This window comes from Rhodobacter sp. NSM (assembly GCF_052244495.1).
GTDB lineage: Bacteria > Pseudomonadota > Alphaproteobacteria > Rhodobacterales > Rhodobacteraceae > Cereibacter_A.
The window spans coordinates 484,816-499,517 of record NZ_JBQPXH010000002.1; the positions used below are offsets into that span (position 1 = coordinate 484,816).

A 14,702-nucleotide genomic window follows, 5' to 3' on the forward strand; every position below is an offset into this window, starting at 1 on the left:
AGATGGCAGCGACAGGCCAGAGCGGGGATGCCCGTTCAGTGCGGGACGAAACCGCGCAGGATGCCGGCTGCAAGGACAGCCGAAGGGCCGCCGGGGAAGCCGACCCGACAGCGGCGGCCGGAGGTGAATCAGCCTTCGGGCAAGCCAGAACCAGCGCTTCCGACGCGCGCGGAAATCAGCGGGGATCGTCGGAGGCCGCGTGTCTCGACTGGCGCGACGGAGTGGTTCCCGTCTCCACCCGCTTTGATGATCCGTATTTCTCGCTGGCCGACGGGCTGGCCGAGACGCGGCACGTCTTTCTTGCGGGCAACGGCCTGCCGGGCCGCTTCCGCGACGGGTTCGTGATCGCCGAACTCGGCTTCGGCACCGGGCTCAACATGCTCGCGACGCTGATCGCCTGGCGGGCGGCGGGGCGACCGGGGCGGCTCTTCTACCGGTCGTTCGAGGCCTATCCGATGGCCGCGCCCGACGTCGCACGGGCCTTGCGCGCCTTCCCCGAGGCGGAGGCCGTGGCGGCGCCGTTCCTTGCCGCGTGGTCCGCCGGTCATTCGCGCTTCGTGGATGACGGGTTCGAGGCCGAGGTGCTGATCGGCGACGCGCGCGAGCTTCTCCCGCGCTGGGAGGGTCGGGCCGACGCGTGGTTCCTGGACGGATTCGCCCCTGCGAAGAACCCCGAACTCTGGTCCGATGCCCTCATGGCCGAAGTCGCGCGCCATACGGCGCCGGGTGGCACCTTCGCCACCTACACGGCGGCGGGCCATGTTCGGCGCGCCCTCGCCGAGGCGGGCTTTCTCGTGACGCGGCAGCCCGGCCACGGCCGCAAGCGACACATGACGACCGGAGTTCTCGGCGGATGACCGAACAGAATACGCGGCTGGGCATCGGCCTGATGGTGCTCACCACCTGCATCTTCGCCCTGCAGGACGGCATCTCGCGGCACCTCGCCGAGCATTACAGCGTCTTCATGGTGGTGATGATCCGCTACTGGTTCTTCGCGACCTTCGTCATCGCGATCGCCGCGCGTCAGGCGGGCGGGCTCGCCCCCGCGATCCGCTCGCGCTTCCCGGTCCTGCAGATCCTGCGGGGGCTGCTGCTCGCAACCGAGGTCTGCGTCATGGTGGTGGGCTTCGTGAAGCTCGGCCTCGTCGCGAGCCATGCCGTCTTCACCTGCTACCCGCTGCTGGTGGCCGCCCTTTCCGGGCCGGTGCTGGGCGAGCAGGTGGGCTGGCGGCGCTGGCTCGCCATCGGCGCGGGCTTCGTGGGCATCCTCATTATCCTGCAGCCCGGCGTGGCCGTCTTCTCGCCCTGGGCGCTGATCCCGCTGGCCGCGGCCCTGCTCTTCGCGATGTACGGGCTGCTCACGCGCTACGTCGCGCGGGGCGACTCGGCCGCGGTCAGCTTCTTCTGGACCGGGACGGTCGGTGCGATCGCCATGACCGGCGTCGGGCTCTGGCACTGGGAGCCGATGGCGCCGGTGGACTGGTTCTGGATGGCAGCGCTCTGCTGCTCGGCCGCGATGGGGCACTGGTTCCTGATCCGCGCCTACGAGGTGGCCGAGGCGAGTGCGGTGCAGCCCTTCGCCTATCTCCAGTTGCCCTTCGCGGCGATGCTCGGCTTCTTTGTCTTCAACGAACGGCCGGGGATGAACGTCATCATCGGAGCCTGTGTCGTGGTCTCGGCCGGGCTCTTCACCCTCTGGCGGGAGCAGGTGCGGGCGCGAGCACGCGCCGGAAGGTGAGAGAGGTCGGTCGGTCGAACCCCGGATGGGCCGTGGCCGCGACCTGAACGAAACCCATGGCGCGAAAGGTGGCGTGGTTCCCGACCAGTTCGATCCGCGTCTCGAGTTCGAGCGCGGGCAGGCCGAGCGCCCGCGCCCGCTCCTCCGCCACCGCCATCAGCGACCGGCCGAGGCCGCGGCGTTGCATCGAGGGCTCGACGGCGAGCTTGCCGAGGTAGAGCGCGTGCGGCTTCGGCGTGAGGAAGAGGCAGGCCGCCACCGGATCGCCGACGAGCCAGACCTCGCCCTCGCGCGCCTGGCCTGCGATGGCTTCGGGGGTCAGGCGATGCGCCGACGACGGCGGGTCGATCCGGCCCTCCATATGAGCGAAGGCGCGCAGGATCAGTCCGAGGATCGCCGCCCAGTCCTCGCCGTCGCTGGCTCTGCGGGGGATCATGGGGCTTCCTCTTGCGGGTGATGGCAACATCTTGGGGATAACCGGCCGGATGCCGCCAGATCAAGGGGGCTGCGGTTGACTTGGGGAACCTCAGGCCGGACCATGCAGGCTTGATCGGGAATCAGAAGGGTCCGGCCTTGCGGTTCACCCGCCTCAGACTGAACGGCTTCAAGAGCTTCGTGGACCCCACCGATCTGGTGATTCACGAGGGTCTGACCGGTGTCGTCGGTCCGAACGGCTGCGGCAAGTCGAACCTGCTCGAGGCGCTGCGCTGGGTGATGGGCGAGAACCGCCCGACTGCCATGCGCGGCGCGGGGATGGAGGACGTGATCTTCGCCGGCGCGGCCACGCGGCCCGCACGCAACTTCGCCGAGGTGGCGCTGGTGCTCGACAACGCCGACCGGCTCGCGCCCTCTGGCTTCAACGACGCCGACACGATCGAGATTGTGCGCCGGATCACCCGCGACGCAGGCAGCGCCTACAAGGCCAATACCCGCGACGTGCGCGCACGCGACATCCAGATGCTCTTCGCCGATGCCTCGACCGGCGCGCATTCGCCGGCACTGGTGCGGCAGGGGCAGATCTCCGAGCTCATCAATGCCAAGCCGAAGGCGCGGCGGCGGATCCTCGAGGAGGCGGCCGGGATCTCGGGCCTCTACCAGCGCCGGCACGAGGCCGAGTTGCGGCTGGCCGCGACCGAGCAGAACCTGGCGCGGGTCGAGGACGTGCTCGACCAGCTGGCGCAGCAGCTCGCGACACTGGCACGCCAGGCGAAGCAGGCCGCGCGCTACCGCGAGATCGGCGAGGAGCTGCGGCGGGCCGAGGGCTCGCTGCTCTACCGCCGCTGGCGCGAGGCCGATCAGGCGCGCACCGAGGCGCTGGCGAGCCTGCGCGAGCGGATGCTGGCCGCGGGACAGGCCGAGGCCGCCGCGCGGAAGGCCACCGCCGCGCGCGCCGAGGCCGAGGAGGCTCTGCCGCCGAAGCGCGAGGAGGAAGCCATCGCCGGCGCCGTGCTCCAGCGCCTTACGGTCGAGCGCGATGCGCTGGCCGCCGAGGAGGAGCGGGCGCGAGCCACCATCGCCACGCTCATGTCGCGGGTGGATCAGCTTGCGCGCGACAGCGAGCGCGAGGCCGGGCTGAACCGCGATGCGGCCGAGACCATCGCGCGGCTGGAGTGGGAGCGCGAGGCGCTCGAGAAGGCGCATGAGGGCCATGATGCGCGGCTGGCCGAGGCGGCCGAGGCGGCGCGCGAGGCGGGGGCTGCGCTCGGCGAGCGCGAGGAGATCCTGTCGGAGCGCACCGAAGATGTCGCGCGGCTGTCGGCGCGCCACCAGTCGGCGCAGCGGATGCTTGTCGACAGCCGCACGACGCTTGCGAAATCCGAGGCCGAGGCTGCGCGTGCGAGCGAGGCGGTCGAAACCGCCGCCGAGGCGCAGGAGCGCGCGGCCGAGGCCTGGGAAGAGGCTGCCGCCGCGCAGGAAGAGGCGCAGGAGCGCGCCGAGGCCGCCGAGGAGGCGCTGATCCAGGCCGACGAGGCGCGGGCCGAGGCGCAGTCGCGCGAGGCCGAGGCGCGGGCGCAGCGCTCGGCGGCCGAGGGGGAGGCCAACGCACTGCGCGCCGAAGTGGCGGCGCTGGCGCGGCTCGTCGACCGCGAGGCGCAGGCGGGCAGCCAGCTTCTCGACCGGATCCAGGTCGAACCCGGCTACGAGGCCGCATTGGGGGCGGCGCTCTCCGACGATCTTCGCGCGCCGGAGGTCGAGGCGGACGCGCGGTCCGGCTGGGCCTCGCTTCCGGATTACGACGAGGCCGCGTCCCTGCCCGTGGGGGCCGAGCCGCTGGCCCCGCATGTCGGCGTGCCCGAGGTGCTGCGCCGCCGGATCGGCCAGATCGGCCTCGTCGGCCGTGAGACGGGTGCCGCGCTCCAGCCGCTCTTGCAGCCGGGACAGCGGCTGGTGAGCCTCGAGGGCGATCTGTGGCGCTGGGATGGATTCCGCGCGGGGGCCGAGGATGCGCCTTCGGCGGCGGCGCTGCGGCTGAAGCAGCTGAACCGGCTCGTGGCGCTGAAGCGCGACCTCGAGGAGGTGGCGGCCCGCGCCGAGGGGGCACGGCAGGCGCACGAGGCGCTTCAGGCACGGTTCGCGCAACTGACCCGTGCCGACCAGGAAGCGCGCGAGGCCCGTCGCGCCGCAGATGCCCGCGTGACGGAAGCGAGCCGCGCGGCCTCGAAGGCCGAGGCGGAGCGGTCGATTGCGGGTGGCAAGCTCGAATCGGCGCGGCTTGCGGTGAAGCGCTACGAGGACGAGGCGATGGAGGCCCGCACGCGGCTGCGCGAGGCGGAAAGCACGGCCGCCGCGCTGCCGGACCTCGAGGCCGCCCGCGCCGGCATCGAGGATCTGAAGATGGCGGTGGAGGCCGCCCGCATTGCGATGATGTCGCGCCGGTCGCTGCATGACGAGTTGCGCCGCGAGGGCGAGGCGCGGGTGAAGCGGCGGCAGGAGGTGACGAAGGATCTGTCGGGCTGGAAGCACCGGCTGGAGACGGCCGAGAAGCGCAGCGCCGAGCTTGCCGAACGCAAGGCTGCCACCGAGGAGGACCTGCGCGAGGCCTCGGAGGCGCCCGAAGAGATCGCCGCGCGCCGCGAGGACCTCGCGGAAGCCATAGAGGCCGCCGAGGAGCGCTGCGCCCGCGCGGGCGACGCGCTCGCCACGGCCGAAACCGCATTGCGCGCCGCGCAGGAGGCCGAGCGCGAGGCCGAGCGGCAGGCGGGCGAGATCCGTGAGGCCCGCGCCCGCGCCGAGGCCCGCTCGGATGCGGCATCCGAGGCGCTCCAGCTGGCCGCAGAGCGCATCCGTGAGGAAACCGAGCACACGCCGCAGGAGCTTCTCGAGGCGCTGGCGGTCGATCCCGAGCGGATTCCCTCGGCCGAGGCGCTCGAGATCGAGGTGGCGCGGCTCAGGCGGCAGCGCGAGGCGCTCGGCGCGGTGAACCTGCGGGCCGAGGAAGATGCGCGGGCCGTCCAGACCGAGCACGACACGCTGAAGGCCGAGAAGATCGACCTCGAGGAGGCCGTGAAGAAATTGCGCGCGGGCATCCAGGGCCTGAACCGCGAGGGACGCGAGCGGCTGCTCACCGCCTTCGAGCAGGTGAACACGAGCTTCGGCACGCTCTTCACCCATCTCTTCGGCGGTGGAGAGGCGCGGCTCGTGATGGTGGAGAGCGACGACCCGCTCGAGGCCGGTCTCGAGATCATGTGCCAGCCGCCGGGCAAGAAGCTCTCGACGCTGTCGCTGCTCTCCGGTGGCGAGCAGACGCTGACGGCGCTGGCGCTGATCTTCGCGGTGTTCCTCGCCAATCCCGCCCCGATCTGCGTGCTCGACGAGGTGGACGCGCCGCTCGACGATGCGAACGTGACGCGCTTCTGCGACCTTCTGGACGAGATGACCCGGCGGACCGAGACCCGTTTCCTCATCATCACCCACCATGCGGTGACGATGGCGCGGATGGACCGCCTCTTCGGCGTGACGATGGCAGAGCAGGGGGTGAGTCAGCTCGTCTCGGTGGATCTGAAGAAGGCCGAAGCGCTGGTGGCCTGACGGCCGCCCGATCGGCTCCCTCCGTCAGGCCCGCTGCCGACGTGCCTCGAGCTTCGCCATCTTTGCGCGCAGGCCAAGGCGGACTTCGCGCAGCAGACCTCTGGCGTCGAGCGCCGCTCGGGTCGCCGGATCGGGATCCTGCACCCGGTCGTAGAAGGCCGCGACTTCGGCGGGACCGGCAGCAAGCAGATAGTCCTGCAGGTTCTTATTGAACTGATAAGCTCCGAGCCGCAGCCGGAAGGGCAGCCGCTCGAGCCAGCGCGTCCTGTCCTCCGCGTGAAAATGCAGAAGGGTCAGGGCCGGATGAAAGGGCACATCGCGCACCCTCTCGCCAGCCCGGAAGGCCCCGTGGAGGCGCGGTTCGAAGCGGGCGAGCCCGGTGCGGAAGAAGCACTTCCCGGCGCTGTGGCTGAGTGCTCCCTCGGGCAGGAGGGCGGCATGAGGGCCGAAGGCGATGTCGCGCTCGGCCGCACATTCCTTGCCCGGCACGGCGCGGCGGAAGTGGCGGGCCGTGAACACGTCATCGGGAAGGGCCGCGTCCGACAGGGCCTCCCACGGCGCTGCGCGGACGAGTGGCTGATCGGCGGGCACGGCCGCGAGCAGGGGCGACACCGGTTCCTCGGACAGGAGGAACTCGTCCACATCAAGATGGGCAAGCCATGAAACACGGCTTTTGGCGTAGACATGCTTGATGTTGTGGGTCTGGCGGTTCTGGTGCCGGGCCGGCCGGTATCCGAGCGTGCGGCGCCACCAGCCGAGGGTGCAGCGCGTCACGGTGACCTCGGGAAGATCTGCGAGCGAGCCGGCTTCGGGCGCCTCCGGATCGTCGAGAAAAAGCCAGATCCGGGTGGCGCCAAGCTCGAGATGATGCGCGACGAAGGCCTCCACCTGCTCGGGCGGCGCGGCCACGGTTGCGCAGACGCCCCATCTCACGAGACGGCTCTCCGCCTGCCGACTCCGGCACGAGATGCGCGCAGGTGACAGCCTTGTCCGCACCGGATCCTGCTTGCTGCTGCGCCGCGCGACCGCGGAGTGGTCCTCGGGAACAGCACGGCGGGGATCCGCCTGATCACGGATACGTTCCCGAATTGAGACATTCTGTTAACCACACGTTAAAACATTCCGGCCGAAGGTGAGACAAGTTCTTGGCAAAGTCGAAGGAAAGCTGACATGCACGTCCTGATCGTGGAGAGCCGGGAGGATCTTGCCAGCCAGTGGGCCGAGCGCCTGCGTGAGGATGGCATCACCGTCCATGTCACGCATAGTCAGGAATGTGCGGTCCGGGTGCTCTGTGCGCACAGGATTCAGGTGGTGATGCTGGACCTCATGCTCGACGAAGGCTCTGCGCTGGCAGTGGCCGATTTCGCCGCCTTCCGACAGCCCTGGGCGAAGGTCGTCTTCCTGACCGATACGGGCGTCTTCTCGGACGGTTCGATCTTCACCCACTGCCAGAACGCCTGTGGCTATTTCGCCATCTCGACTCCGGTGAACGATCTGGCAACAATAGTCGAACATTACGTCCGCGCCGCGTGACCGGCGCATCTTTCGAGATATTTCAGCCAGATTTTTGAAATCTTCTTTCGTATAGCTTGATTTTTTACCTTTTGCCACCAGACTCACATGTGAGCACAAGGGAGTGATTTCATGCTCGAGTATTTGCCTCAGGAGATCAGAGACGGCCTCGCTGCCGCGCAGAAGGCCGAGATGAAGCGCAAGTCGCGCCTGCGGGTCCGCTTCGGCGGGACAGAGATCCCCGTGCTCCGGCTCTGGGACGGCGGCTTTGCCCTTGATGCCGATCAGATCCGGAACCTGCGCGGCCTCGTGAATCTCTACGACGGGGAACGGCTGGTGTGTCAGTGCCTCATCGTCTGCGCAGTCATCGACAAGGGCGAGCTCGTCTGCGACTTCAAGCGCGCGACCGTGCCGACGGACCGTCCCCCGCTCGATTTCTGGCAGGAGCAGGAACCGCCGGCCGGATACCTTCCGCGCGCCTGACTACTGCAAGTCGGCGAAGGCGCTGGCCAGACGCTCCAGCGCTTCCTCGACTTGTGCACGCGGAGCGGCGATGTTGAAGCGCAGGAAGCTCTCGCCGCCGGCGCCGAAGGTCGCCCCGTGGTTGGCCGCTATTCGGGCCTCGGCCTGAACTCGGCGTTGCACCTCATCATTGGTCATGCCGGTGGATGAAAAGTCCACCCAGGAGAGGTAGGTCGCCTCGAGCGGCATGGACCTGAGGCCGGGAATCGCGTTCACACGCGAGTCGAAGAGCGCCCGGTTGCCGTCCAGATACCGGACCAGCGCGTCCACCCAGGCCGCGCCGTCGGGCGAATAGCCGGCCGTCACCATGAACAGGCCGAAGGAGTTCGGCGAAATGCCGAGCGCGCCCATCCGCTGTGCGAATGTGGCGCGCAGGCTCGGGTCCGGGATGATCACGTTGCCACAGTGAGCGCCGGCGATGTTGAAGGTCTTGGTCCCCGCTGTCAGCATCACCAGCCGGTTCAGGATCTCGGGCGCGGCGAGCGGCATGACCGTGTGCTTCCGGCCCGGAAACACGAGGTCGTGGTGTATCTCGTCCGAGACGAGGATCAGGTCATGGCGCACGCAGAAATCTGCGACCTGCCGCAGTTCCTCCACCGTCCAGACCCGCCCGCCGGGATTGTGCGGCGAGCAGAGGATGAGCAGTCGCTCGCCCCCGGTCATCTGGTTCTCCCAGGCATCGAAGTCCATGACGTAGCGCCCGGCCTCCTGCGCAAGCGGGCACTCGACGACCTTGCGACCCGCCGCGCGGATCACGCGCGAGAAGGCGTGATAGACCGGCGTCATCAGCACCACGCCATCGCCCGGCCGGGTGTAGGCGTCGACGCAGAGCGCCGTCCCGTTGACGAGGCCGTGGACGGTGAAGATGGACTCGGGCGCGACTTCCCAGCCGTGGCGATGCGCCATCCACCAGCGGATCGACGACAGATAGTCCCGGTCATCGCCGAAATAGCCGTAGAGTCCGTGCTCGGCCATCCCCTCCACCGCCTTCTGGATCGCGGCCGGCGGCCGAAACTCCATGTCCGCCACCCACATGGCGATGCCCGTGTCGGCGGGCACGCCGTAGAGGGATTCCATCATGTCCCACTTCACCGAGTGGGAACCGCGGCGGTCGATGCGCTCGTCGAAGTTCATGGTCGCTCCTGTTTGCGCGCGAGCCTAGCCGACGCGGCGGCGGGCGCAAGTGCGGCCGCCGGTGCGGGAACCCACCCTGTTTGTCGGCCCCGTGGCTCACCTCCGGGGGCCACCTCCCCGCAGGCGGACCGTTTCGGCATCGTTTGCCCTTCGCAGGCCGAAGCAGGCCGGGTCGGGGCCCATCCGACCCGCGCTGCGCCAACGTGCCGTGCCGCCCGGTGTCCGCGACCGACCCGGCCTCGGATGCGAAGGTGGGTGCGACGGGCGCCCTTGCTTCATCGAGCCGCGGTCGCAGATGCGAAGGCGTGCCGCAGCCCCCGCTTGCCCCGCCCATTGCGCGAAGCCCCTTCTGGTCGTAAATCACGGCCATGATACGCTCCATTCTCATCCATCCGGACCCGCGCCTGAAGAAGATCTGCGACCCCGTTGGTCAGATCACGGACGATCTGCGCCGTCTGGCGGACGACATGCTCGCCACGATGTACGACGCGCCGGGGATCGGGCTGGCCGCCCCGCAGGTGGGCGTGACGCGGCGGCTGATCGTGCTCGACTGCAACAAGGAAAGCGACGGCGCCCGCCGGCCGCTGGCGATGATCAACCCCGAGGTGGTCTGGACGTCCGACGACGTCTCGACCTACGAGGAAGGCTGCCTGTCGCTGCCCAACGTCTTCGCCGACGTCGAGCGTCCCGCAGAGGTGAAGGTGCGCTGGACCGGCATCGACGGCCGCGAGGAGGAGGAGCAGTTCTCGGGCCTCTGGGCCACCTGCGTGCAGCACGAGATCGACCACCTCGACGGCAAGCTCTTCATCGACTACCTGCGGCCGCTCAAGCGGCAGATGATCACGCGCAAGATGGAGAAGTTCAAGCGGGCCCAGGCCTCGGGTCTGGTGCAGAAGGCCTGATGGCGATCCGCCCGATCCTGCGCTGGCCCGACCCGCGGCTGTCGCAAGCCTGCGGCCCGGCCGTGCCCGGCCCCGAACTCGACGCACTCGCCGCCGACATGCTGGCGACCATGTATCATGCCGAGGGGCGCGGTCTCGCCGCGCCGCAGGTGGGCGAGATGGTGCGGCTCTTCGTGATGGATGCGGTCTGGAAGGACGGGCCGGCCGAGCCGCAGGTCTTCGTCAATCCCGAGATCCTGAGCCTGTCGGAAGAGCGGGTGGAGGGTGTCGAAGGCTGCCTCTCGATCCCCGGCGTCCGGACGCTGATCGTGCGCGCGCCAGAGATCCGGCTGCGCTGGACGAGCCTCTTCGGGGCCGTTCAGGAGGCGACGCTCTCGGGCTTCCCGGCGATCTGCGCCCAGCACGAGATCGACCACCTGGACGGGATCGTGACCCTCGACCGCCTCTCGCCGGAAGCGCGCGACGAGGCCCTGCGGGAGATGGAAGCATGATCCGCCCCTTCGTGATGTATCCCGACAAGCGCCTGAAGACGGTGGCCACGCCTGTCGAGGCCGTGACCGACGAGATCTGCGCGATCTGGACGGACATGGTCGAGACCATGGACGCGATGCCCGGCTACGGGCTCGCCGCGCCGCAGATCGGGGTGATGCTGCGGCTCGCCGTGGTGGACTGTTCCGACAGCCGCGGGAAGGCGATCCGCCTCGCCAATCCCGAGATCCTCCATGCCTCCGGCCAGTTCCGCGAGCATGAGGAGGGCAGCCCGAACCTTCCCGGCGCAACAGCCGTCATCTCGCGGCCCCGGGCCGTGACGGTGCGCTTCCTGAACGAGAAGGGCGAGACGGAGGAGCGCGATTTCGTGGACATCTGGGCGACTTCGGTCCAGCACCAGATCGACCATCTCGACGGCAAGCTCTACATCGACCGCCTGTCGCCGCTTAAGCGGAAGATGGTGATCGCGAAGTCCGAGAAATACCTCCGTCGGGTGGGCTGACCCATGCGCATCGTCTTCATGGGGTCGCCCGACTTCTCGGTGCCGGTGCTCGAGGCGCTGCATGCCCATCACGAGGTCGTCTGCGTCTATTGCCAGCCGCCACGTCCCGCGGGCCGAGGCAAGAAGGACCGCCCGACGCCGGTGCAGGCCCGCGCCGAGGCACTGGGCCTGCCGGTCCGCCATCCGCGCTCCTTGCGGGCGCCCGAGGTGCAGGCCGAGTTCGCGGCCCTCGGCGCCGAGGCGGCGGTCGTGGTGGCCTATGGGCTGATCCTGCCCCAGCCGATCCTCGACGCTCCCGAGCGGGGCTGCCTCAACATCCACGCCTCGCTGCTTCCCCGCTGGCGTGGGGCTGCGCCGATTCACCGGGCGATCCTTGCCGGGGATGAAGAGACGGGCATCTGCATCATGCAGATGGAGGCGGGACTCGACACCGGCCCCGTCCTGATGTGCGAGAAGACCCATATCGGTCCCGAGGAGACGGTGGAGGACCTGCACGACCGTCTGTCCGAAATGGGTGCCCGGCTGATCCTCGGCGCGCTCGAGTCGCTGGATGACCTGGTGCCGCAGCCGCAACCCGAGGAGGGCGTGACCTATGCCGAGAAGGTGTCGAAGGCCGAGGCCGGAATCGACTGGACCCGTCCCGCGGCCGAGGTGGATCGGCGGATCCGCGGTCTCTCGCCCTCGCCCGGTGCCTGGACGCTTCTGAACGGAGAACGGGTGAAGATGCTTCGCGGTCGGTTGGCCGAGGGGGAGGGCGCGCCGGGCGAGGTGCTGGATGGCCTCCGCATCGCCTGCGGCTCCGGCGCGGTCGAAATCACCCTCGCGCAGCGCGAGGGCAAGCGCCCGATGGAGCGCGACGAGTTCCTGCGGGGCTTCCCGCTGCCGAAGGGCAACCGCGCGACCTCGGCCTGAGCTTTGCCGCCGGCATGTCGATCCTGCCGACGTTCCCGGTGTCGGGCATGACACATCCGACCCTGTGGCGGCGGTTGGCTTGCCGGCCGGCGTCAATTGCGGCGGCGCGGGATCAAAGCCGTTCGCCCGGGCGCGTGGCCGAAGTCAACAGCAGCGGCAAGGGGTGGCCTGACCGCAGCAGCGCAGGGTCCAAGCCGCGCGTGGCAGCCTAGCCGGCAGAGCCGATCCGCTTGGCTGCGTCCTTCAGCTTGAAGCTGCGCCCTCCTGCCGCCTGCCACGCGCGCTGTCCCTGCCAGAGGGCGAACATCATCGCCGCAGCCTCCGCACGGCCCAGACGCAGGGCAAGCCCCGCCTCAACCGACCGCCGCCAGCCTTCCGCGCGCGGCCGGATCTCGGCCAGCATCAGCGAAATCGCGACGAGATGAGGGTCGGCCTCTCCCAATGCCTTGAGGTAGCCGGCCGGCTTCGGCTCTTCATCGGCGCGGGCCAGATCGGCCTCACGCCCGTCCCAGAAATGGCTGAGGGCCGACAGGACCATGCCGTCCCGCGTGCCGTAGCGTCCTGCAAGGGTGGCGGCGGCGAGACCCGTCGCGCGCGAGACGGTGCCGAACGACACCGAGCGGTCTCCGCCGCCGCAAAGCATCTGGCAGATGGTCTCATGCACTTCGGCATCGGGAAGGGAGCGCGGTCGGGCCATGGCTCCACTGTAAGCGAACGAAGGCTCGAAAACTAGCGTGTCTTGAACGGGGCCATGCCCGCGCGGGCCAATTCGTCCGCGCGCTCGTTCTCGGCATGGCCTGCGTGGCCCTTGATCCAGCGCCAGACGACCTTGTGCCTGTGCTGCGCCGCATCGAGCCGCTCCCACAGCTCGGCGTTCTTCACGGGCTTCCTGTCCGCCGTCTTCCAGCCGTTTCGCTTCCAGCCGTGGATCCAGGTGGTTACGCCGTTCTTCACATAGGCGCTGTCCGTGACGATGGTGATGTCGGAGGGCCGCGTCAGCGCCTCGAGCGCCGAGATGGCGGCCATCAGTTCCATGCGGTTGTTGGTGGTCATGGCCTCGCCGCCCTGCAGCGTGCGCTCCTTGACCACCTCGTCCCCCTCGCGCGCAAGCATCAGGACCCCCCAGCCCCCCGGACCGGGATTTCCGCTGCAGGCACCGTCGGTATAGGCGAAGAGTTCTGGCATGGCGCGGGCGTAGCCCAAGCAGAAGCGCGGCACAAGGCGCTGTCCGTCGCCTGCAAGGTGTGGCGGAGCGTGACGGCCGGTGCCCCGCCAGCCGGCGTGGCGCCGGAGGGGGCGGTCCGGCCGGGACCGGCCGCTTGCGCTCAGACCCGGTGGTAGGGCGAGCCCGCGAGGATAGTGGCGGCGCGGTAGAGCTGCTCGGCGAGCATCACCCGGACCAGCATGTGCGGCCAGACCATCTTCCCGAACGAGATGGCGAGATCCGCCCTCTCGCGCAGGCGCGGGGCGAGGCCGTCCGCGCCGCCGATCACGAGCGCCACATCGCGGCCGGCGTCGCGCCAGCGCGCGATCTGTTCGGCGAATTCGGGCGAAGACAGGGTGCGCCCACGCTCGTCGAGCACAGCGAGCGCGGCACCGGGACCCACCGCCTTCAGGATCAGCTCGGCCTCGGCCTCCATCCCGCCGCCCTTGCGGTCCTCCAGCTCGACGAGCTGCACCCCCGGAAGGCCGAGGGGTTTGCCGGTTCGCTCGAACCGGCCGAGGTAATCTTCCACAAGATCGCGTTCAGGCCCGCTCCTCAGCCGCCCGACGGCGCAGAGCTGCAGCTTCATCAGGCGCGCGACAGGCCCTGAGCGCCGCCCGGCATCCACATCTTCTCGAGCTGGTAGAACTCTCGGACCTCGGGACGGAAGACGTGGACGATGACGTCGCCCGTGTCGATCAGCACCCAGTCGCCCGTTTCCTTGCCCTCGACCTTGGACAGCCGGCCGAACTGCTGCTTGACCCGGTCCATCAGCTTTTCCGAGATGGCGGCGACCTGGCGCGACGAGCGGCCCGAGCATATGACCATGTAGTCGGCCATGTCCGAGCGGCCGCGAAGATCGATCTGCACGATGTCCTCGGCCTTGTCGTCTTCCAGCGAGGCGAGCACGGCCTGAAGAAGCTCCTCGCTCGAGGGCTCGGTGGCGGGTTCGTTCGCGGTGCTCGTCCGAGCCGGCCGCTGCCCGACCGGAAGTCCGGTCGCGGGGTCAGAATGTGACAGGGTCGTCCTCCCGTGTGGCGCGCCGACAAGCCCCGGCGCCGGGCCATGCAGTCAAGGTAACATCGCCGCCGTGAAATCTCAATGCGGGCGGCCTGCCGTTAGCCTTCGCCGAGGCGGAAGGCAACCTCGTTCCTCCGCTGCCAGGGCAGGGTCATGGGAGAGTCGTAGAAATAGAAGAACGGACCGCCGCGCTGGTCGAGACCTCGTGCCGCCATCCAGTCGGCAAGATCGCGGGCCTGACACTGCAGCGTGTGCGAGGTGGGCCAGCCCGAGAAACGGCGCACCGCCTGACGCGAGGGAGGCACCGTGACGAAGCGGATGCGGCTGTCGTTCGGTGCGGGCAGGGTGGCGCGGCTGCTGCCGGCGGGCATCATGAACCGCACCACCCAGCCATCGGTGCCTTGCGGGAACTGGCTGACCGGGACGGTCATCTCGATCTTCCGCTGCAACGCGTTTCCCCCGAAGATGTAGCGCGCAAGCACCCGGAACCCGCGCGTGATCGCGGTGGATCGGTCGCCGGCGATGGCGACCTCCGCCGCGAGATGCGAGGCGTAGCTTCGGATCTCTGTCGAGGCTTCCGCAGCCTCGACGGAATACTGCGGCTGTTCGTATCCCTTGTATCCGACCACTTCACTCATCTGAAGGTTCCTCATCCCGAAGGTCGAGATCAACGCCGGGAACCGCCCGTCGGTTCACGCCGATGTTGCCTGCGGGAGGAATCCGGCGTAGAAGTCCCGC

The 14,702-nt window shown here is 69.3% G+C and carries 17 protein-coding genes; 9 read left to right on the forward strand and 8 right to left on the reverse strand.

Features of this window, described 5'->3' with window-relative positions; genetic code table 11:
* The first annotated feature begins 2 nt into the window (after positions 1-2).
* On the forward strand, positions 3-857 hold the full coding sequence (gene mnmD / locus ACTVZP_RS06820) for a tRNA (5-methylaminomethyl-2-thiouridine)(34)-methyltransferase MnmD (RefSeq protein ID WP_443211376.1): 855 nt from the start codon (positions 3-5) through the stop codon (positions 855-857).
* Positions 854-1,738, forward strand: coding sequence for a DMT family transporter (locus ACTVZP_RS06825; protein WP_443211377.1), 885 nt, complete (start codon positions 854-856; stop codon positions 1,736-1,738). Before mnmD ends, ACTVZP_RS06825 begins: the two co-directional genes overlap by 4 nt.
* Here ACTVZP_RS06825 and ACTVZP_RS06830 read toward each other — a convergent pair.
* A complete protein-coding gene (locus ACTVZP_RS06830) occupies positions 1,689-2,174 on the reverse strand; it encodes a GNAT family N-acetyltransferase (protein WP_443211379.1) in 486 nt (161 codons plus the stop codon). The two genes, ACTVZP_RS06825 and ACTVZP_RS06830, sit on opposite strands and share 50 nt — an antisense overlap.
* A 137-nt stretch (positions 2,175-2,311) precedes the next feature.
* On the opposite strand from ACTVZP_RS06830, the gene smc reads away from it, so the two are divergent.
* Positions 2,312-5,767, forward strand: coding sequence for a chromosome segregation protein SMC (smc, locus tag ACTVZP_RS06835; RefSeq protein WP_443211380.1), 3,456 nt, complete (start codon positions 2,312-2,314; stop codon positions 5,765-5,767).
* A 24-nt stretch (positions 5,768-5,791) separates the two neighbouring features.
* Here the strand turns inward: smc and ACTVZP_RS06840 are convergent, their stop codons facing one another.
* Complete coding sequence (locus ACTVZP_RS06840; protein WP_443211381.1) at positions 5,792-6,700, reverse strand: glycosyltransferase family 2 protein; 909 nt, start codon at positions 6,698-6,700, stop codon at positions 5,792-5,794.
* Positions 6,701-6,937: 237 nt separating this feature from the next.
* Between ACTVZP_RS06840 and ACTVZP_RS06845 the strand changes: the two genes are divergently transcribed.
* Both ACTVZP_RS06845 and ACTVZP_RS06850 read left to right on the forward strand, forming a co-directional pair.
* A complete protein-coding gene (locus ACTVZP_RS06845) occupies positions 6,938-7,300 on the forward strand; it encodes a hypothetical protein (RefSeq protein ID WP_443211382.1) in 363 nt (120 codons plus the stop codon).
* A 111-nt stretch (positions 7,301-7,411) separates the two neighbouring features.
* Complete coding sequence (locus ACTVZP_RS06850) at positions 7,412-7,762, forward strand: hypothetical protein (protein WP_443211383.1); 351 nt, start codon at positions 7,412-7,414, stop codon at positions 7,760-7,762.
* On the opposite strand, the gene ACTVZP_RS06855 is transcribed toward ACTVZP_RS06850, so the two are convergent.
* The gene (locus tag ACTVZP_RS06855) at positions 7,763-8,935 is read right to left on the reverse strand and encodes a MalY/PatB family protein (RefSeq protein WP_443211384.1); all 1,173 of its coding nucleotides are present in this window, start codon (positions 8,933-8,935) and stop codon (positions 7,763-7,765) included.
* A 368-nt stretch (positions 8,936-9,303) separates the two neighbouring features.
* On the opposite strand from ACTVZP_RS06855, the gene def (ACTVZP_RS06860) reads away from it, so the two are divergent.
* The 4 genes from def (ACTVZP_RS06860) to fmt are packed head-to-tail and all read left to right on the forward strand — an operon-like array spanning position 9,304 to position 11,740.
* Positions 9,304-9,837 (forward strand): peptide deformylase, encoded by a 534-nt coding sequence (gene def, locus ACTVZP_RS06860; protein WP_443211385.1) that lies wholly within the window; start codon positions 9,304-9,306, stop codon positions 9,835-9,837.
* A complete protein-coding gene (def, locus tag ACTVZP_RS06865; RefSeq protein ID WP_443211386.1) occupies positions 9,837-10,328 on the forward strand; it encodes a peptide deformylase in 492 nt (163 codons plus the stop codon). Before def (ACTVZP_RS06860) ends, def (ACTVZP_RS06865) begins: the two co-directional genes overlap by 1 nt.
* Positions 10,325-10,828, forward strand: a complete 504-nt coding sequence (gene def, locus ACTVZP_RS06870) for a peptide deformylase (RefSeq protein ID WP_443211387.1) — start codon at positions 10,325-10,327, stop codon at positions 10,826-10,828. Before def (ACTVZP_RS06865) ends, def (ACTVZP_RS06870) begins: the two co-directional genes overlap by 4 nt.
* A gap of 3 nt (positions 10,829-10,831) precedes the next feature.
* Complete coding sequence (gene fmt / locus ACTVZP_RS06875) at positions 10,832-11,740, forward strand: methionyl-tRNA formyltransferase (RefSeq protein WP_443211388.1); 909 nt, start codon at positions 10,832-10,834, stop codon at positions 11,738-11,740.
* A 208-nt stretch (positions 11,741-11,948) separates the two neighbouring features.
* Here the strand turns inward: fmt and ACTVZP_RS06880 are convergent, their stop codons facing one another.
* The 5 genes from ACTVZP_RS06880 to ACTVZP_RS06900 form a co-directional block, all read right to left on the reverse strand.
* Positions 11,949-12,437 carry a transcriptional regulator gene (locus tag ACTVZP_RS06880; protein ID WP_443211389.1) on the reverse strand — a complete coding sequence of 163 codons (489 nt, stop codon included), beginning with the start codon at positions 12,435-12,437 and terminating at the stop codon, positions 11,949-11,951.
* 32 nt (positions 12,438-12,469) lie between these two features.
* On the reverse strand, positions 12,470-12,925 hold the full coding sequence (gene rnhA / locus ACTVZP_RS06885; protein ID WP_443211441.1) for a ribonuclease HI: 456 nt from the start codon (positions 12,923-12,925) through the stop codon (positions 12,470-12,472).
* Positions 12,926-13,065: 140 nt separating this feature from the next.
* Positions 13,066-13,533, reverse strand: coding sequence for a 23S rRNA (pseudouridine(1915)-N(3))-methyltransferase RlmH (gene rlmH / locus ACTVZP_RS06890; RefSeq protein ID WP_443211390.1), 468 nt, complete (start codon positions 13,531-13,533; stop codon positions 13,066-13,068).
* Positions 13,533-13,853 (reverse strand): ribosome silencing factor, encoded by a 321-nt coding sequence (gene rsfS / locus ACTVZP_RS06895; RefSeq protein WP_443211391.1) that lies wholly within the window; start codon positions 13,851-13,853, stop codon positions 13,533-13,535. Before rsfS ends, rlmH begins: the two co-directional genes overlap by 1 nt.
* A 209-nt stretch (positions 13,854-14,062) precedes the next feature.
* On the reverse strand, positions 14,063-14,602 hold the full coding sequence (locus ACTVZP_RS06900; RefSeq protein WP_443211392.1) for an SOUL family heme-binding protein: 540 nt from the start codon (positions 14,600-14,602) through the stop codon (positions 14,063-14,065).
* Between the last annotated feature and the right edge of the window lie 100 nt (positions 14,603-14,702).

Excerpts from the sequence above, each read along its gene's own strand:
- ACTVZP_RS06825 (WP_443211377.1), top strand. The coding sequence starts at position 854 with ATGACCGAACAGAATACGCGGCTGGGCATCGGCCTGATGGTGCTCACC.
- rnhA (WP_443211441.1), bottom strand. The coding sequence starts at position 12,925 with ATGCCAGAACTCTTCGCCTATACCGACGGTGCCTGCAGCGGAAATCCC.
- fmt (WP_443211388.1), top strand. The coding sequence starts at position 10,832 with ATGCGCATCGTCTTCATGGGGTCGCCCGACTTCTCGGTGCCGGTGCTC.
- def (WP_443211386.1), top strand. The coding sequence starts at position 9,837 with ATGGCGATCCGCCCGATCCTGCGCTGGCCCGACCCGCGGCTGTCGCAA.
- mnmD (WP_443211376.1), top strand. The coding sequence starts at position 3 with ATGGCAGCGACAGGCCAGAGCGGGGATGCCCGTTCAGTGCGGGACGAA.
- ACTVZP_RS06845 (WP_443211382.1), top strand. The coding sequence starts at position 6,938 with ATGCACGTCCTGATCGTGGAGAGCCGGGAGGATCTTGCCAGCCAGTGG.
- ACTVZP_RS06855 (WP_443211384.1), bottom strand. The coding sequence starts at position 8,935 with ATGAACTTCGACGAGCGCATCGACCGCCGCGGTTCCCACTCGGTGAAG.
- rlmH (WP_443211390.1), bottom strand. The coding sequence starts at position 13,533 with ATGAAGCTGCAGCTCTGCGCCGTCGGGCGGCTGAGGAGCGGGCCTGAA.
- def (WP_443211387.1), top strand. The coding sequence starts at position 10,325 with ATGATCCGCCCCTTCGTGATGTATCCCGACAAGCGCCTGAAGACGGTG.
- def (WP_443211385.1), top strand. The coding sequence starts at position 9,304 with ATGATACGCTCCATTCTCATCCATCCGGACCCGCGCCTGAAGAAGATC.
- ACTVZP_RS06850 (WP_443211383.1), top strand. The coding sequence starts at position 7,412 with ATGCTCGAGTATTTGCCTCAGGAGATCAGAGACGGCCTCGCTGCCGCG.
- ACTVZP_RS06830 (WP_443211379.1), bottom strand. The coding sequence starts at position 2,174 with ATGATCCCCCGCAGAGCCAGCGACGGCGAGGACTGGGCGGCGATCCTC.
- ACTVZP_RS06900 (WP_443211392.1), bottom strand. The coding sequence starts at position 14,602 with ATGAGTGAAGTGGTCGGATACAAGGGATACGAACAGCCGCAGTATTCC.
- ACTVZP_RS06880 (WP_443211389.1), bottom strand. The coding sequence starts at position 12,437 with ATGGCCCGACCGCGCTCCCTTCCCGATGCCGAAGTGCATGAGACCATC.